Below are 14,801 nucleotides of genomic sequence, written 5' to 3' on the forward strand. Positions count from 1 at the left end.
CGACGTGGCGGCAACGGTCTCCCCACCAGGGTGATCGTTGCCGCCACGTCAGCGCCGAGAGGAGACCCCGACATGGGGCGCTACGTCATTCGACGGTTGCTCCAGTTCATCCCCACCGTGCTGGGCACCATGTTCCTGCTCCACTACCTGACTTCACTGGCGATCCAGTTCAGCGGGAACCCGGTCCGCGCGCTGTTCGGGGACCGGACGCCGCCGCCCGCGCTGCTGGAGGCGATCACCGAGCGACTCGGCTACGGTGACCCCTGCCTCGACCAGAAGGGCAACCCCTGCTTCGGGATGTTCCTGGACCGGCTGCAGGGCATCTTCCTGAACTTCGACTTCGGCATCAACCTGCGCCAGCGTGAGGTCACCGACCTGGTGGCGGACGCCATTCCGTTCACGCTCAAGCTGCTGCTCATCGCCATCGTCTTCGAGGCCGTCGTGGGTATCGCCGCCGGTGTGCTCGCCGGTCTGCGGGGCGGCAGCTTCGCCGACTACACGGTGAAGATCAGCACGGTCTTCGTCATCTCGGTGCCGATCTTCGTGCTCGGCCTGATCGTGCGGGAGTTCGTCGGCGTCAAGTTCGGCAACGTCCTGCGCGGCCAGAGCTGGATTCCCGACGTGATCTCCACCGGCATGTTCAGCCCGGGATTCAAGCCCGACTACCCCTGGGCGAGTCTGATCATCCCGGGCATGGTGCTCGGTGCGACGTCGTTGGCGGTCACCGCCCGGCTCACCCGGACCAGCATCATGGAGAACATCCGGGCCGACTACGTCCGGACGGCGAAGGCCAAGGGCCTGACCACCAAGCGCGTCATCGGTGTGCACACGCTGCGCAACTCGCTGATCCCCGTGATCACCTTCCTCGGCGTCGACATCGGCGCCGCGATGGCCGGCGCGGTGGTCACCGAGACCATCTTCAACGTGCCGGGCATCGGCCGGCTGGTGACGATGTCGGCGCGTACCGGGGAATCCTCGGTGGTGATCGGCGTGGTGACCATGCTGGTGCTGGTGGTCCTGATCGCCAACCTGCTCGTCGACCTCCTGTACGCCGTGCTCGACCCGAGGATCCGTTATGAGTGACCGGACCGTGGTGACGATGCCGACGCAGGGTTCTTCCGACCGCTCCCGGGTGCCGGTGGAGCGAAACGAGGTGTGGACATGAGTGAGCGTAGCGAGCGAATCATCAGGCTCAGTGTGTTGGTGCCTCATGGCGGCGCGGAGCGAAGCGGAGCGTCGGCATGAGTGACCTGAACAGTGCGGGCACCGCCGTCGGCGGGGCACCGGTGGGCGGCGACGGTCCCACGACCGATGCGCCGGTCGGCGGCAAGGAGCGCAGCGCCAGTCTCTGGGCGGACGCCCGGCGGCAGTTGCTGCGCGACCCGGTCTTCATGATCGCTTCCCTGTACATCCTCGTGGTGGGCTCGATGGCAGCCTTCCCGAAGCTCTGGACCAGCCAGGACCCGCGTGCCTGCAACACCGACCGGTCCCGGATCTCGCCCAGTTGGGAACACCCGTTCGGGTACGACATCCTGGGCTGCGACTACTACTCGCACGCGATCTACGGCGCGCGGCCGTCGATGGTCATCGCGGTCATGGCGACCGGTGGCATCGTGCTGGTCGGTGGCACGCTCGGCCTGCTCGCCGGCTACTACGGCGGCTGGGTCGACACGATCATCTCCCGGGTGATGGACATCGTCCTGTCACTGCCGTTCCTGCTCGGCGCGATCGTGTTCCTCACGGTCATCAAGCGGCAGAACATCTGGACGCTGACCCTGGTGCTGTTCCTGCTCGCCTGGCCGACCATCGCCCGGATCACCCGAGGTAGCGTCATCTCCTCGAAGGATCTGGACTACGTACACGCCGCCAAGGCGGTCGGTGCCCGCAACTCGCGGCTGATGTTCCGGCACATCCTGCCGAACGCGATCGCCCCGATGCTGGTGTACGCCACCATCGTGCTCGGTTCGTTCGTCGCCGCGGAGGCCACGCTGACCTTCCTCGGCGTCGGGCTCCAGCCGCCGGCGCAGTCGTGGGGCATCATGATCTCGGTTCACCAGGTCTACTTCCTGGAGGACCCGTGGCTGCTGCTCTTCCCCTGTGGTCTGCTGGTTGGCACGGTGCTGTCCTTCATCCTGATGGGTGACGCACTGCGTGACGCCCTCGACCCGAAGTTCCGGTGATCCGAATGAGTGAGCGAATCAATCGGCTCGGCGCGTTGGTGTCTCAGGCCGGCGCGGAGCGAAGCGGAGTGTCGGCATGAGGGAGCGGAGCGAGCGAATCATCAGGCTCGGCGCGTTGGTGTCTCAGGCCGGCGCGGAGCGAAGCGGAGTGTCGGCATGAGCAGTGATGTGAACGTCAAGTTGGACGCGCTGCCGGGCCTCGACCCGAACGCGTTGCCACTTCAGGTCAAGAACCTGCAGGTGGAGTTCCGTACCCGTAACGGCGTGGCTCGCGCGGTCAACGGAGTGAGCTTCGACGTGCGGGCCGGCGAGACCCGGGCGATCCTCGGGGAGTCGGGCTGCGGCAAGAGCGTGACCGCCCAGGCGATCATGGGCATCCTGGACAGCCCGCCCGGGTTCATCACCGGTGGGGAGATCCTCTACCGGGGTGTCGACCTGCTCAAGCTGCCGGAGTCCGAGCGCCGCAAGGTGCGCGCGAACCGGATCGCGATGATCTTCCAGGACGCGCTCTCCGCGCTGAACCCGGTCTTCACGGTCGGGTTCCAGCTCGGCGAGCTGTTCCGCAAGCACCGGGGCATGTCCCGCAAGGACGCCAAGGCCCGAGCCGTCGAACTGCTCGACCTGGTCAAGATCCCGGCGGCGCAGCAGCGGGTGAACGACTACCCGCACCAGTTCTCCGGCGGTATGCGCCAGCGCGTCATGATCGCCATGGCGCTGGCACTCGACCCCGAGGTGCTGATCGCGGACGAGCCGACCACCGCCCTGGACGTGACCGTGCAGGCCCAGATCATGGCCCTGCTCGCCGAGCTCCAGCGGGAACGGAACATGGCGTTGGTGCTGATCACCCACGACATGGGTGTGGTGGCCGACGTGGCGGATCGGATCTCCGTCATGTACGCCGGTCGGGTCATCGAGGAAGCCGGCGTGAACGACATCTACGCCACCCCCGCCCACCCGTACACGAAGGGTCTGCTGGAGTCGATCCCGCGGCTGGACCTCAAGGGCCAGGAGCTCAGCGCCATCAAGGGCCTGCCCCCGGCGCTGACCAACATCCCTCGCGGATGCGCCTTCAACCCCCGGTGTCGGTACACCCAGGACGTCTGCAAGCAGGACCCGGCGCCGCCGCTGTACCAGGTGTCGCCGAGCCGGACGGCTGCCTGCCACTTCTGGAAGGAGGTCAAGGGCGATGAGTGACGTGGTGTTGGAGACCCGTGACCTGGTCAAGCACTTCCCGCTGACCCGGGGCATCGTCTTCAAGAAGCAGGTCGGGGCGGTCCGCGCGGTCGACGGGATCAACCTGGAACTGCGGCGCGGCGAGACCCTCGGCATCGTGGGCGAGTCCGGTTGCGGCAAGTCGACGTTGGCCCGGCTGCTCGTGGGTCTGGAGACGCCGACCTCCGGTGACCTGTTCGTGCAGGGCAAGAACATGGCCAAGGTCGGCTCCGAGGAACGGCGTCGGGGTCGGCGGAACATCCAGCTGGTGATGCAGGACCCGTACACCTCGCTGAACCCGCGAATGACCGTCGGCGACATCATCGGCGAGCCGTTCGAGGTGCACCCGGACGTGGTGCCGAAGGGCCAGCGTCGGCCCAAGGTGCAGGAGCTGCTGGAGCTGGTCGGCCTGAACCCCGACCACATCAACCGCTACCCGCACCAGTTCTCCGGCGGCCAGCGGCAGCGCATCGGGATCGCCCGTGCGCTGGCGCTCAACCCGGAGATCATCCTCTGCGACGAGCCGGTCTCGGCGCTGGACGTCTCCATCCAGGCTCAGGTGATCAACCTGCTGGAGAAGCTCCAGAACGAGCTGGGTCTGTCGTACATCTTCATCGCGCACGACCTGTCCGTGGTGCGGCACATCGCCGACAGGGTCGCGGTGATGTACCTCGGCAAGATCGTCGAGATCGGCACCGAGGACGAGATCTACGAGTCGCCCACGCATCCGTACACCCAGGCGCTGCTGTCGGCGGTGCCGGTGCCGGACCCGACGTTGCGTGGGCACCGTGACCAGATCGTCCTGACCGGCGACGTGCCGTCGCCGGCCAACCCGCCGTCCGGCTGCAGGTTCCGTACCCGCTGCTGGAAGGCGCAGGACGTCTGTGCGGAAGAGGAGCCGCTGCTGCAGGTCAGGGACAAGTCCGGCCACCCGAGCGCCTGCCACTTCGCCGAGGTACGCGACGTGGTGCACGCGACGGAGTAGCCACACAGACGCCGTCGTGGCCGGTCATCCAAACCGGGAGCGGCGGTGAAGGTAGTGCCTCCTCAGTGATTCGGGGCGTCGGCCGTCACCAGCGGCCGGCGCCCCGGTCCGCGTTCGGACCGCCGTGCCCGGACTGCGTGTCCGGGCCGCCACGGTCGGCCCGGCGCCTGCTCATGGGGACGGTCGATCCCTGACGCGCCTCGCCGACCGACCCGCTCGGGTCACAGTGGGCCGCGACCGGCCCGCAGCAGCAGCAGCGCCAACTGGGTGCCGTCGGCACCGAGAGCGACCCGGAAGCGCTCCAGGATCTCCTGCTCGCGGGAGAGCACCAGCCGGGTGCCGCCGGAGGCCATCCGGGTCGCGCCGACCTCGCGGGACAGGGCGGCCCGTTCCTGCCACAGCTCGACGATCGTGCGGTCGATCTCGTCGATCCGTACCCGGATCTCGGCGATGCGGGCGGCGGCGCCCGGTTCCGCGGTCCCGGTCTTCGGGGTGTCCAGGCCGGGGCTGGTGTCGCCCTCCGCGCCGGTGCCGTTCGGGGTCGTGCCGGACTCGCCTGGGACGCCGTTCTGCTCCATCACGTCTGTCATCTTCGGGTACCTCTCACGGTGTGGTGCCCGGTGCCCGGATCCCGGGACGACAAAAGCCCCGGACTCCGAGAGCCCGGGGCTTTTCGTAGGTCTTGTCGATCAGGCGCGACCTACGGCTGCCGGACTCCCGGGGCCGTAGTAAAAGTAGAAGCGCTGGTCGAACACGCCGTTGAGTATGCCGCCGCAGCCGCCGCCGCGCAAGGAAACCGGTAAGGAAGGGACCCTTCCTATACACGAGGCGTTAGTAGGGGGCCCTTCCTTACACCGGGGGCGGCGCGGGGCGGGGATGTCGGGGCGGCGGCATAGACTCGCCCTGCGATGCATCCTCTCTTCGACATCCCCGCGTCCCCGTCCGCGCCCGAGCCCGACCGGGCGTTGCCGCCGCGTCGGCCGGCTCCCGGCCGCCTCGACCCCGCCGATCTGGTGGAGGGCCTCAACGGCCCCCAGCGGGACGCGGTCACCCACGCCGGTTCACCGCTGTTGATCGTCGCCGGTGCCGGTTCCGGCAAGACCCGGGTTCTGACCCACCGGATCGCATACCTGCTCGCCGCGCGGGACGTGCATCCCGGAGAGATCATTGCGATCACCTTCACCAACAAGGCCGCCGGTGAGATGAAGGAGCGGGTGACCGCCCTGGTCGGTCCGCGCGCCCGGATGATGTGGGTGTCCACGTTCCACTCCGCCTGCGTCCGGATCCTGCGTGCCGAGCACGAGCACGCCGGGCTCAAGTCCACCTTCTCGATCTACGACGCCGACGACTCCCGCCGGTTGATGCAGATGGTCACCCGCGAGCTCGACCTGGACCCGAAGCGCTATCCGGCGCGGGGTCTGGCGGCCCAGGTCTCCAACCTCAAGAACGAGCTGGTCGACCCGGAGACCTTCGCGGGCCGGGCGTCGGGGCCGAACGAACGGGCGCTGGCCGAGGCGTACACGCTGTACCAGCGACGGCTGCGCGAGGCGCACGCGCTCGACTTCGACGACCTGATCATGACCACGGTGCACCTGCTCCAGTCGCACCCGCACGTCGCCGAGACCTACCGCCGTCGGTTCCGCCACGTGCTGGTCGACGAGTACCAGGACACCAACCACGCGCAGTACGTGCTGATCAAGGAACTGGTCGCCGGCACCGAGGGGCTGGCTCCGGCGGAGCTGTGCGTGGTCGGTGACGCGGACCAGTCGATCTACGCCTTCCGGGGCGCGACGATCCGCAACATCCTGGAGTTCGAACGCGACTTCGGTGACGCCCGCACCATCCTGCTGGAGCAGAACTACCGCTCCACCCAGACCATCCTGAACGCGGCCAACGCGGTGATCGACCGCAACACCTCCCGCAAGCCGAAGCGGCTGTGGAGCGATGCCGGGGCGGGCGAGCAGATCGTCGGGTACGTCGCCGACACCGAGCACGCCGAGGCGGACTGGGTGGGTCGGGAGATCGACCGGCTGGTCGACGCCGACGAGGCCAGGCCGGGCGACGTGGCGGTCTTCTACCGCACCAACGCGCAGTCCCGCGTCTTCGAGGAGGTGTTCATCCGGGTCGGCCTGCCGTACAAGGTCGTCGGCGGGGTGCGCTTCTACGAGCGCAAGGAGGTCCGCGACGCGCTCGCCTACCTGCGCGCGGTGGTCAACGACGACGACACGGTGAGTCTGCGCCGGATCCTGAACACGCCCCGGCGGGGCATCGGTGACCGGGCCGAGGCGTGCGTGGAGGCACTGTCCAGCCGGGACCGCATCTCGTTCGGTGCGGCGCTGCGTCGGGCCAAGGACGCGCCGGGCATCTCCACCCGCGCCGCCAACGGCATCGCCGACTTCGTGGCACTGCTCGACTCCGCCCGGGAGGTGGCCGTCGACGGCACCCCGGAGGAGGTTCTGGAGGCGGTGCTGACCCGCTCGGGCTACCTGAGCGAGCTGGAGGAGAGCCTGGACCCGCAGGACGCGGGCCGGGTGGACAACCTCCAGGAGCTCGTCAGCGTCGCCCGGGAGTACACCGAACGGATCGAGGCGACCGGCGCGGAGGGGGAGCGGGCCACGCTGGCCGGCTTCCTGGAGCAGGTGGCCCTGGTGGCCGACGCCGACCAGATCCCTTCGGACGATCCCGAGCACCAGGGCGTGGTCACGCTGATGACCCTGCACACCGCCAAGGGGCTGGAGTTCCCGGTGGTCTTCCTGACCGGCCTGGAGGACGGTGTCTTCCCGCACCTGCGGTCGCTGGGCGACACCCGTGAGCTGGAGGAGGAGCGGCGGCTGGCGTACGTGGGCATCACCCGCGCCCGGCAGCGCCTCTTCCTGTCCCGGGCGGTGACCCGGTCGGCGTGGGGGCAGCCGGCGTACAACCCGCCGTCGCGGTTCCTGGAGGAGTTGCCGACCGAGTTGGTCCGTTGGGAACGCACGGAGGGGTCGTACACCTCCTGGGGTGGCGGTGGCGGTGGCGGCGGCGTGGGTGGTCGCGCGGACCGGGTGGGCGGCGGCTTCACCGGGGGTACGCCCCGCGCGGTCCAGCTGGCCCGCAAGCTCGGCGTGGACGGCAGCCGGCTGGCCACCGCGAGCGAGCTGCCCCAGGGCCCCAAGGTCTCCGCCGGGGACCGGGTCAACCACCAGCGGTACGGACTCGGCCGGGTGGTGACCGTGGAGGGCCATGGTCCGGGTGCCCGCGCGCAGATCGACTTTGGCGACCAGACGTTGTGGCTGGTGCTGCGGCACGCCCCGATCGAGAAGATCTGACGGACCGGTGCACCGGCCCGGGTGGGACCGGTGCACCGGGCGATCAGGTCAGCACGCCACGTCGATGCCGCGGGCGCGCAGGAACGGCGCCGGGTCGATCTGGTTCCACATCTGACCCTGGTGCACCTCGAAGTGCAGGTGCGGCCCGGTGGAGTCGCCGGTGGAGCCCTCCAGTCCGATGGTCTGGCCGGTGCTGACCTTCGCACCCACGTTCACCCGGGTGGTGCTCAGGTGGGCGTAGTGGGTGAGGTAGCCGTTGCCGTGGTCGATGACGACCGAGATGCCGTACCCGTCACCGACGTCGCCGGCCTTCGTGACGGTGCCCTTGGAGGCGGCCCGCACCGGTGTGCCGGCGGGCAGTGCGAAGTCGATGCCGGCGTGCAGTGTGCCCCACCGGGGGCCGTAGCACGAGGTGACGGCGGCGCCGGCCATCGGGATGACCCAGTCGGGCTTCGACGCGGTGCTCGTGGTGGTCTTCGGAGCGGCCTTGCTGGCCCTGGTCGCCGTCGGGCGGGGTTTCGCGGTCGGGCTCGCGCTGGGTGTCCTGGTCGGGCTCGCCGTCGGGGTCGGTGTCGGGCTCTCCGGCGTGGCCGGGGCGACCGACTCGCGGGCCGAGCGGTCGGCGCGGTCGGCGGCCTCCGCGCGGGCGGCGGCTTCGGCGCGGGCCTGCGCGTCGAGTGAGACGGGGCTCGGGGTGGGGCTGTCGTCGAGATTGGTCACGACGACACCACCGAGTCCGAGTCCCAGCACGGCGACCGCGCCGACGGCCAGCCGACGGCCGCGCCGGCCGATCCGGCGGCGGTGCCGGGCGGGAGCGTGGGAGAGCGTGCGGTTCGGGGTGGAGCTGTCGTCCTGCACGGAGCGGACCTCACTGGATCGAGGGGTACGTGACCTGGAAATCCTGGTGTCGGTCGGGTGCGTGTCGGGTACCGGGGTTCGGCGGGTGGATGGTGGCGGCGGGACGGCCGCCCGGTTCTGTCCCCGGTTGCCACCGGATGACCGGGTCGGTGCGTCGGCTGTGGTGTGCGCTCCGCCACAAAGCAGCCTGTGGCCTGGGACACTTTGCGTTCGGGCCGCGCACGCAAAACCGCCCGGATCGATCGATCCGGGCGGTCAACGGGTGCAACGGGGTGTCAGGACTCCGTTACCTCGCTGTAGATTGCCTCGACTTGCAGCTTGATGTCCACTCCGCGCTCCTGGAGCCAGGGCACCGGGTCGAGCGGCTTGCCCTTGACATGGATCTCCAGGTGCAGGTGGACCCCGTAGGAGTGGCCGGTGTTGCCCACCAGGCCGAGCTGGTCGCCGGCCTTGACCTGCTGGCCTTCCCGGACGCTCAACGCCGAGGAGTGGCCGTAGATCGCCTCGCTGCCGTCCGGGTGCTGGACGATCACGGCGTTGCCGTACCCGCCGAACCAGCCGGCCTTGGTGACGGTGCCCTCGTGGATCGAGACGTACGGGGTGCCCTCCGGTGCGACCAGGTCGATGCCGGTGTGCAGCTTGCCCCAGCGCATGCCGTAGGGGGAGTTGAAGTCGTAGCCCTGCAGCGGCAGCAGCCAGACGCCGGAGTCCTCGACGCTCTCCGGGGCGCTGCGGCCGTCCCGGGAGGGCCGCTCGGCGGCGTCGGCGCGCTCGGCAGCTCCCTGGCTGCTGACGGCGGCCTGCTTCAGCTCGTCGAGCACCGACTGTTCGACGCTCTTGGCGTCCGGCAGTGCGCCGGCGCCCAGTGCCACCACGCCGGCACCGACGAAGGCGGTGGTGACGACTGCGGCGTAACGGCTACGTGGGGGGGTGGGTACGCGGCGGCGACCGCGATATCGATCGGGCTCAGACGACAGGCGCTGGCGCACGCACACCCTCCGTTGTCGGGGTTCCGAAGCGTTCGGCCGCCGTCCGGATCAGTGATCCGTCCGTCGGCTGGTCGCGTCGTCACCCGTCCGCAAACCTGATGACAACCGTGGACACGGTAGCCAACCGTCAGTCGCCCCACAAGCCGGAGCGCCGAACTCGTTGCACCTTTCTGTCCCTTTCCGTCCATTAATGTCATGGCTCGCGGCACTAGTGGGCTGCCCTCGTTATCGTCCGTTCGTCGCAGACCGTGACCGATCGGCGGAGTCGTCCTCCTTGACCCGAGCCGCGTCGGTCGTGCCTGTGTGTGAGGTCGTCGTGGCGGCGGGTCCGTCCTCGGGTCCCGGCCCCGGTTCCCCGGAATCCGTGGCGCGGGTTACCGTTCGTTCAGGTGAAAGCCCCGGAGCCGGTGAAAGGGATGCGCTGATGAGCTCTCGTGTTCGGGTCGTCGTCGCCAAGCCGGGCCTGGACGGCCACGACCGTGGGGCCAAGGTGGTGGCCCGCGCTCTCCGCGACGCCGGCATGGAGGTCATCTACACCGGCCTGCACCAGACCCCGGAGCAGATCGTGGAGACCGCCATCCAGGAGGACGCCGACGCGGTCGGTCTCTCGGTGCTCTCCGGCGCGCACATGACGCTGTTCCGCCGGGTGCTCGAACTGCTGGGCGAGCGCGACGCCCGGGACATCGTGGTCTTCGGCGGGGGCATCATCCCGGACGCGGACATCCCGGAGCTGGAGCAGATCGGCGTAGCCAAGATCTTCACGCCGGGCGCGACCACCCAGTCCATCGTGGAGTGGGTCCGTAGCAACGTCGCCCAGCCGGTGAGCTGACCCGGACGAGCGGACCCGGGGGCCGACGCGAGAGTCGGGTACGGGGACGTGGGGCGAATGCGGGCAAGGGGAGGGGCCGGACGCACCCCTCACACGTCCGGCCCCTCTATGCACGATGCCCCGCCGCCACCCCTCGACCGACAGGGCATCGGCCGCTTGCGTCCTCGCGCCGTTCAGCGCTCCGACACCTGACTCAACGAGGCCCTGCCAACCGGGTTACGCGCCGACGTCCGGTTCCCTGCCAGGCCCGCCGAGATCGCTCGAACGGGTGACATCGGGGCGGCCGCTGCGGCGTGGCGCACACCGGTGACACAGCGTCGGTGGTGGCTGTGGATTACCGCACACCCCGCACCCGCTCGGTTGCCGCCCGTGCCGACATCGTTAGGCTGCGCCCAATGGACCTCGCACCACCTCCGCCCACGGTCCGACGGATCCACCGGGCGGGTGCGGTGCGCGAGCGCCGTGCGGTTCGGGCCGTGCGAGGTTCAGCGGTCTGCGTCAACTTCGACTGATGTCAGGCACCGCACTGTTTACTTTCCATACGCTGGTGGCGGCGCGACGGTGCGCCGCGGAGACGGGACGGGACGCGCAATCGTGGACCTGTACGAATACCAGGGGCGGGACCTGTTCGAGCGGCACGGTCTTCCCGTGCTCGCCGGCGGCGTTGCCACCACCCCGGAGGAGGCCCGCGCGATCGCCGATCGCCTCGGCGGCCGAGTGGTCGTCAAGGCGCAGGTGAAGGTCGGCGGGCGAGGCAAGGCCGGCGGCGTCAAGCTCGCCGAGGGCGCGGAGGAGACGGTGGCCCGCGCCACCGACATCCTCGGCATGGACATCAAGGGCCACACGGTCCACAAGGTCATGATCACGGTGACCGCGGACGTGGCCGACGAGTACTACTTCTCGTACCTGCTGGACCGGGCGAACCGCACCTTCCTCTGCATCGCCAGCGTGGCCGGCGGCATGGACATCGAGCAGGTCGCCGCGGAGACCCCGGACAAGGTGGTCAAGGCCCCGATCGACGCCGTCAAGGGTGTCGACGAGGCCAAGGCCCGGGAGATCGTCACCGCAGCCGGCTTCCCGGCCGATCTCGCCGACCAGCTCGTCGACGTCGCGGTGGGGCTCTGGAAGGCGTTCGTCGCCGAGGACGCCACCCTGGTCGAGGTCAACCCGTTGGCCAAGACCGGTGACGGCACGCTGCTGCTGCTGGACGCCAAGATCTCGCTGGACGAGAACGCCGGCTTCCGGCACCCGGACCACGAGGCCCTGGTCGACCAGGCGACCGTGGACCCGCTGGAGCAGGCGGCCAAGGAGAAGGACCTCAACTACGTCAAGCTCGACGGCGAGGTCGGCATCATCGGCAACGGCGCGGGCCTGGTCATGTCCACGCTCGACGTGGTCGCGTACGCCGGTGAGCGGCACGGCAACGTCAAGCCGGCCAACTTCCTCGACATCGGCGGCGGCGCGAGCGCCGCGGTGATGGCCAACGGCCTGGAGATCGTGCTCTCCGACCCGTCGGTCCGCAGCGTCTTCGTCAACGTCTTCGGCGGCATCACCGCCTGCGACGAGGTCGCCAACGGCATCATCCAGGCGCTGGCCCTGCTGGAGCAGCGCGGGGAGCAGGTCACCAAGCCGCTCGTCGTGCGGCTCGACGGCAACAACGCCGAAGCTGGTCGGGCGATCCTCGACAGCGCGAACAACCCGCTCGTGCAGCGGGTCGACACCATGGACGGCGCGGCCGAGCGGGCCGCCGAGCTGGCGGCTGCGGGGGTCTGACAATGGCTATCTGGCTGACCAAGGACTCGAAGGTCATCGTCCAGGGGATGACCGGTTCCGAGGGTTCCAAGCACACCCGGCGGATGCTCGCGGCCGGCACCAACGTCGTCGGCGGCGTGAACCCGCGCAAGGCGGGCACCACCGTCGACTTCGACGGCACCGAGCTGCCGGTCTTCGCCAGCGTCGCGGACGCGATGAAGGACACCGGTGCCGACGTCACCGTCATCTTCGTGCCCCCGCAGTTCACCAAGGGCGCGGTCATCGAGGCGATCGACGCCGAGATCCCGCTGGCCGTGGTGATCACCGAGGGCGTGCCGGTGCACGACACCGCCGCCTTCTGGGCGTACAACACGGGCAAGGGCGAGCGGACCCGGATCGTCGGGCCGAACTGCCCCGGCATCGCCTCGCCGGGTGCCTCCAACGCCGGCATCATCCCGGCCGACATCACCGGCAGCGGCCGGATCGGCCTGGTCAGCAAGAGCGGCACGCTGACCTACCAGATGATGTACGAGCTTCGGGACATCGGCTTCTCGACCTGCGTCGGCATCGGTGGCGACCCGATCATCGGTACCACGCACATCGACGCGCTGGCCGCGTTCGAGGCAGACCCGGACACCGACGCCATCGTGATGATCGGTGAGATCGGCGGCGACGCCGAGGAGCGGGCGGCCGAGTACATCAAGGCCAACGTCACCAAGCCGGTGGTCGGCTACATCGCCGGCTTCACCGCCCCGCCCGGCAAGACCATGGGGCACGCCGGTGCGATCATCTCCGGTTCGGCGGGCACCGCCGACGCGAAGAAGGCGGCGCTGGAGGCGGTGGGTGTCAAGGTCGGCAAGACCCCGACCGAGACCGCCAAGCTGATGCGCGAGATCATGTCCGCCGGCTGAGCCGGTACGACAGTCTTCGAGGGGCCGACCGGAAGGTCGGCCCCTCAGCGGTTCCAGTACGGGTAGTTGCCCGTGGCGGACAGGATCAGGCTGACCACGATGTTGACCACACCCAGACCGATCGAGACGTAGCCCAGCACCGGGGACTGCCGGTAGCGGCGCGCGTCGCGGATCGACAGCCAACCGAAGACGATGCCGAGGATGCCGCAACAGAGCACCCCGGTCACGATGCCCAGCACGCCCCACAGGGTGGTGCGGTCCCGGCCCGCCGGTGGCGGCGGGGGCGGTGGATACGGAGCGTTCACGGCTTCCCTCCGGACACTAACTGCCGCGACGTCGGCCACGGCTCTGAGCCGAGGCTAGACCGGAGCCCCTTGCCGGCACGGCGGATCAGGCGAACTCACCTCCGGACGGGGTGGTGTCGGACAGCCGAGGCGGCCCCGACATGCCAGAGTAGAGACGATGTCCTCCGTCACCCCTGACCAGCCCCGCCGGGCCACCGACGCCCGTGGGGTCGGCGCCCGGCCACCCGGTCGTGCCGGCCCGCCCCGTCGGGTACCGGTGCAACGGGGCACACCCGGCGGCCGCCGTCACCCGCCCCTCGCGGTCGCCGCGCTGGTGGCGGCCGGTGGGGCCGCGCTCACCTCCTGGTTGCCGGTGGTGCTCGTGCTCTGGTTGTTCCAGCTCAGCGAAGGCGCCGCCACCCCGCTGGGCGCGATCCGCGCGGGCGCGGCCGGTTGGCTGCTCGGGCACGGCGTACCGCTGGAGACCGCCGCCGGCCCCCTGGGCCTGGCCCCGCTCGCGGTGACCGTGCTGGCGATCTGGCGGCTCACCCGGGCCGGCGTGCACGCCAGCCGTGCGGTCGGCGCACGCGGCGACCGGTCCCCGGGCCGCACGGTCGCCGTCGCGGCGGCGGTCGGCGTCGGGTACGCCCTGATCGGCCTGCTCGCCGCGCTGCTCGTCGATTCCGGTGGCACCGGTGTGTCATGGCCACGGGCCGGCGTGACGCTCGCGGTGCTCGGCACGCTCGCCGCGGGTCTCGGCGCGGCCCGGACCACCGGGCTGGCCGAGGTGCTCGCAGGGCAGCTGCCGGGGCCGGTACGCGAAGGGGTCCGTGCCGGTCTGGTGGCCGCGTTGGTGCTGCTCGGCGCGGGAGCCGCCGGGGCGGGACTGGCCGTGGCGACCGGCGGGGGCGACGCGGCCGACCTGATCGGCGCCTACCGCACCGGTGTGGCCGGGCAGGCTGGCATCACGCTGGTCAGCCTGGCGTACGCGCCCAACGCCACCGTCTGGTCCACCAGCTACCTGCTCGGGCCCGGTTTCGCCGTGGGCACCGACACGGCCGTCCGCACCAGCGAGGTCTCCGTCGGCGCGCTACCGGCGCTGCCGTTGTTCGCCGGGCTGCCGAGCGGGCCGGTCGACGGGCTCGCCTCGATCATGGTTCTCGCGATGCCGGTCCTGGTGGGTATGGCCGCCGGTGGGCTGCTGGCCCGCCGGTTGATCCGGTCGGCCGGGGCGGACCGCGCTCCGCTGCGCTGGCGGCGTCTGCTGGTGCCGGCCGTACTCGTCGGTCCGGTGGCCGGGGTGCTGCTGGGGGTGCTCGCGGAGGTCTCCGGCGGACCGCTCGGTGCCGGTCGGCTGGCCGAGGTCGGCCCGGTCGGGTGGCAGGTGGCGCTGGCCGCGACGCTGATCACGGGCGGTGGGGCGGTGCTCGGTGCGGGGGCGGTCCGCTGGCTCACCCGACGCGCCGTCTAGACCTGCCGCAGGGCGGCCAGAC

General features: G+C 70.3%; 13 protein-coding genes. 9 read left to right on the plus strand and 4 right to left on the minus strand.

All coding sequences use genetic code 11. The features are described 5' to 3' along the window. The first annotated feature begins 72 nt into the window (after positions 1–72). The 4 genes from ABZ738_RS02750 (at position 73) to ABZ738_RS02765 (ending at position 4,377) form a co-directional block, all read left to right on the plus strand. A complete protein-coding gene (locus tag ABZ738_RS02750; protein WP_131053632.1) occupies positions 73–1,083 on the plus strand; it encodes an ABC transporter permease in 1,011 nt (336 codons plus the stop codon). 158 nt (positions 1,084–1,241) lie between these two features. Further along, a complete protein-coding gene (locus ABZ738_RS02755; RefSeq protein WP_131053633.1) occupies positions 1,242–2,180 on the plus strand; it encodes an ABC transporter permease in 939 nt (312 codons plus the stop codon). A 156-nt stretch (positions 2,181–2,336) separates the two neighbouring features. Then, positions 2,337–3,374 (plus strand): ABC transporter ATP-binding protein, encoded by a 1,038-nt coding sequence (locus ABZ738_RS02760; protein WP_131053635.1) that lies wholly within the window; start codon positions 2,337–2,339, stop codon positions 3,372–3,374. Then, a complete protein-coding gene (locus tag ABZ738_RS02765) occupies positions 3,367–4,377 on the plus strand; it encodes a dipeptide ABC transporter ATP-binding protein (RefSeq protein ID WP_131053637.1) in 1,011 nt (336 codons plus the stop codon). Before ABZ738_RS02760 ends, ABZ738_RS02765 begins: the two co-directional genes overlap by 8 nt. A gap of 221 nt (positions 4,378–4,598) precedes the next feature. On the opposite strand, the gene ABZ738_RS02770 is transcribed toward ABZ738_RS02765, so the two are convergent. Then, a complete protein-coding gene (locus ABZ738_RS02770) occupies positions 4,599–4,967 on the minus strand; it encodes a chorismate mutase (RefSeq protein WP_357210518.1) in 369 nt (122 codons plus the stop codon). 318 nt (positions 4,968–5,285) lie between these two features. Here ABZ738_RS02770 and pcrA point away from each other — a divergent pair, with 318 nt between their 5' ends. Then, complete coding sequence (gene pcrA / locus ABZ738_RS02775; RefSeq protein ID WP_357210519.1) at positions 5,286–7,685, plus strand: DNA helicase PcrA; 2,400 nt, start codon at positions 5,286–5,288, stop codon at positions 7,683–7,685. Positions 7,686–7,733: 48 nt separating this feature from the next. Here pcrA and ABZ738_RS02780 read toward each other — a convergent pair whose 3' ends face one another. Next, entirely contained in the window at positions 7,734–8,543 is an 810-nt protein-coding gene (locus ABZ738_RS02780; protein ID WP_176095200.1) for a M23 family metallopeptidase, read from the minus strand. 275 nt (positions 8,544–8,818) lie between these two features. After that, positions 8,819–9,532 carry a M23 family metallopeptidase gene (locus tag ABZ738_RS02785; RefSeq protein ID WP_131056218.1) on the minus strand — a complete coding sequence of 238 codons (714 nt, stop codon included), beginning with the start codon at positions 9,530–9,532 and terminating at the stop codon, positions 8,819–8,821. A gap of 424 nt (positions 9,533–9,956) precedes the next feature. On the opposite strand from ABZ738_RS02785, the gene ABZ738_RS02790 reads away from it, so the two are divergent. The 3 genes from ABZ738_RS02790 to sucD all read left to right on the plus strand — a co-directional run bounded on the left by ABZ738_RS02790 (position 9,957) and on the right by sucD (position 13,024). After that, positions 9,957–10,361: a cobalamin B12-binding domain-containing protein gene (locus tag ABZ738_RS02790; RefSeq protein ID WP_131056220.1), complete on the plus strand. Its 405-nt coding sequence runs from the start codon at positions 9,957–9,959 to the stop codon at positions 10,359–10,361. A gap of 594 nt (positions 10,362–10,955) precedes the next feature. Next, positions 10,956–12,134 (plus strand): ADP-forming succinate--CoA ligase subunit beta, encoded by a 1,179-nt coding sequence (gene sucC / locus ABZ738_RS02795; protein ID WP_357210523.1) that lies wholly within the window; start codon positions 10,956–10,958, stop codon positions 12,132–12,134. A 2-nt stretch (positions 12,135–12,136) separates the two neighbouring features. Beyond that, on the plus strand, positions 12,137–13,024 hold the full coding sequence (gene sucD / locus ABZ738_RS02800; RefSeq protein WP_176095199.1) for a succinate--CoA ligase subunit alpha: 888 nt from the start codon (positions 12,137–12,139) through the stop codon (positions 13,022–13,024). A 44-nt stretch (positions 13,025–13,068) separates the two neighbouring features. Here sucD and ABZ738_RS02805 read toward each other — a convergent pair whose 3' ends face one another. Beyond that, a complete protein-coding gene (locus ABZ738_RS02805) occupies positions 13,069–13,329 on the minus strand; it encodes a DUF4190 domain-containing protein (protein ID WP_131056226.1) in 261 nt (86 codons plus the stop codon). Positions 13,330–13,486: 157 nt separating this feature from the next. On the opposite strand from ABZ738_RS02805, the gene ABZ738_RS02810 reads away from it, so the two are divergent. Next, positions 13,487–14,779, plus strand: a complete 1,293-nt coding sequence (locus tag ABZ738_RS02810; protein WP_357210527.1) for a DUF6350 family protein — start codon at positions 13,487–13,489, stop codon at positions 14,777–14,779. The last annotated feature ends 22 nt before the right edge of the window (positions 14,780–14,801 follow it).

The organism is Micromonospora sp. NPDC047793 (genome assembly GCF_040642635.1).
Classification (GTDB): Bacteria; Actinomycetota; Actinomycetes; order Mycobacteriales; family Micromonosporaceae; genus Micromonospora.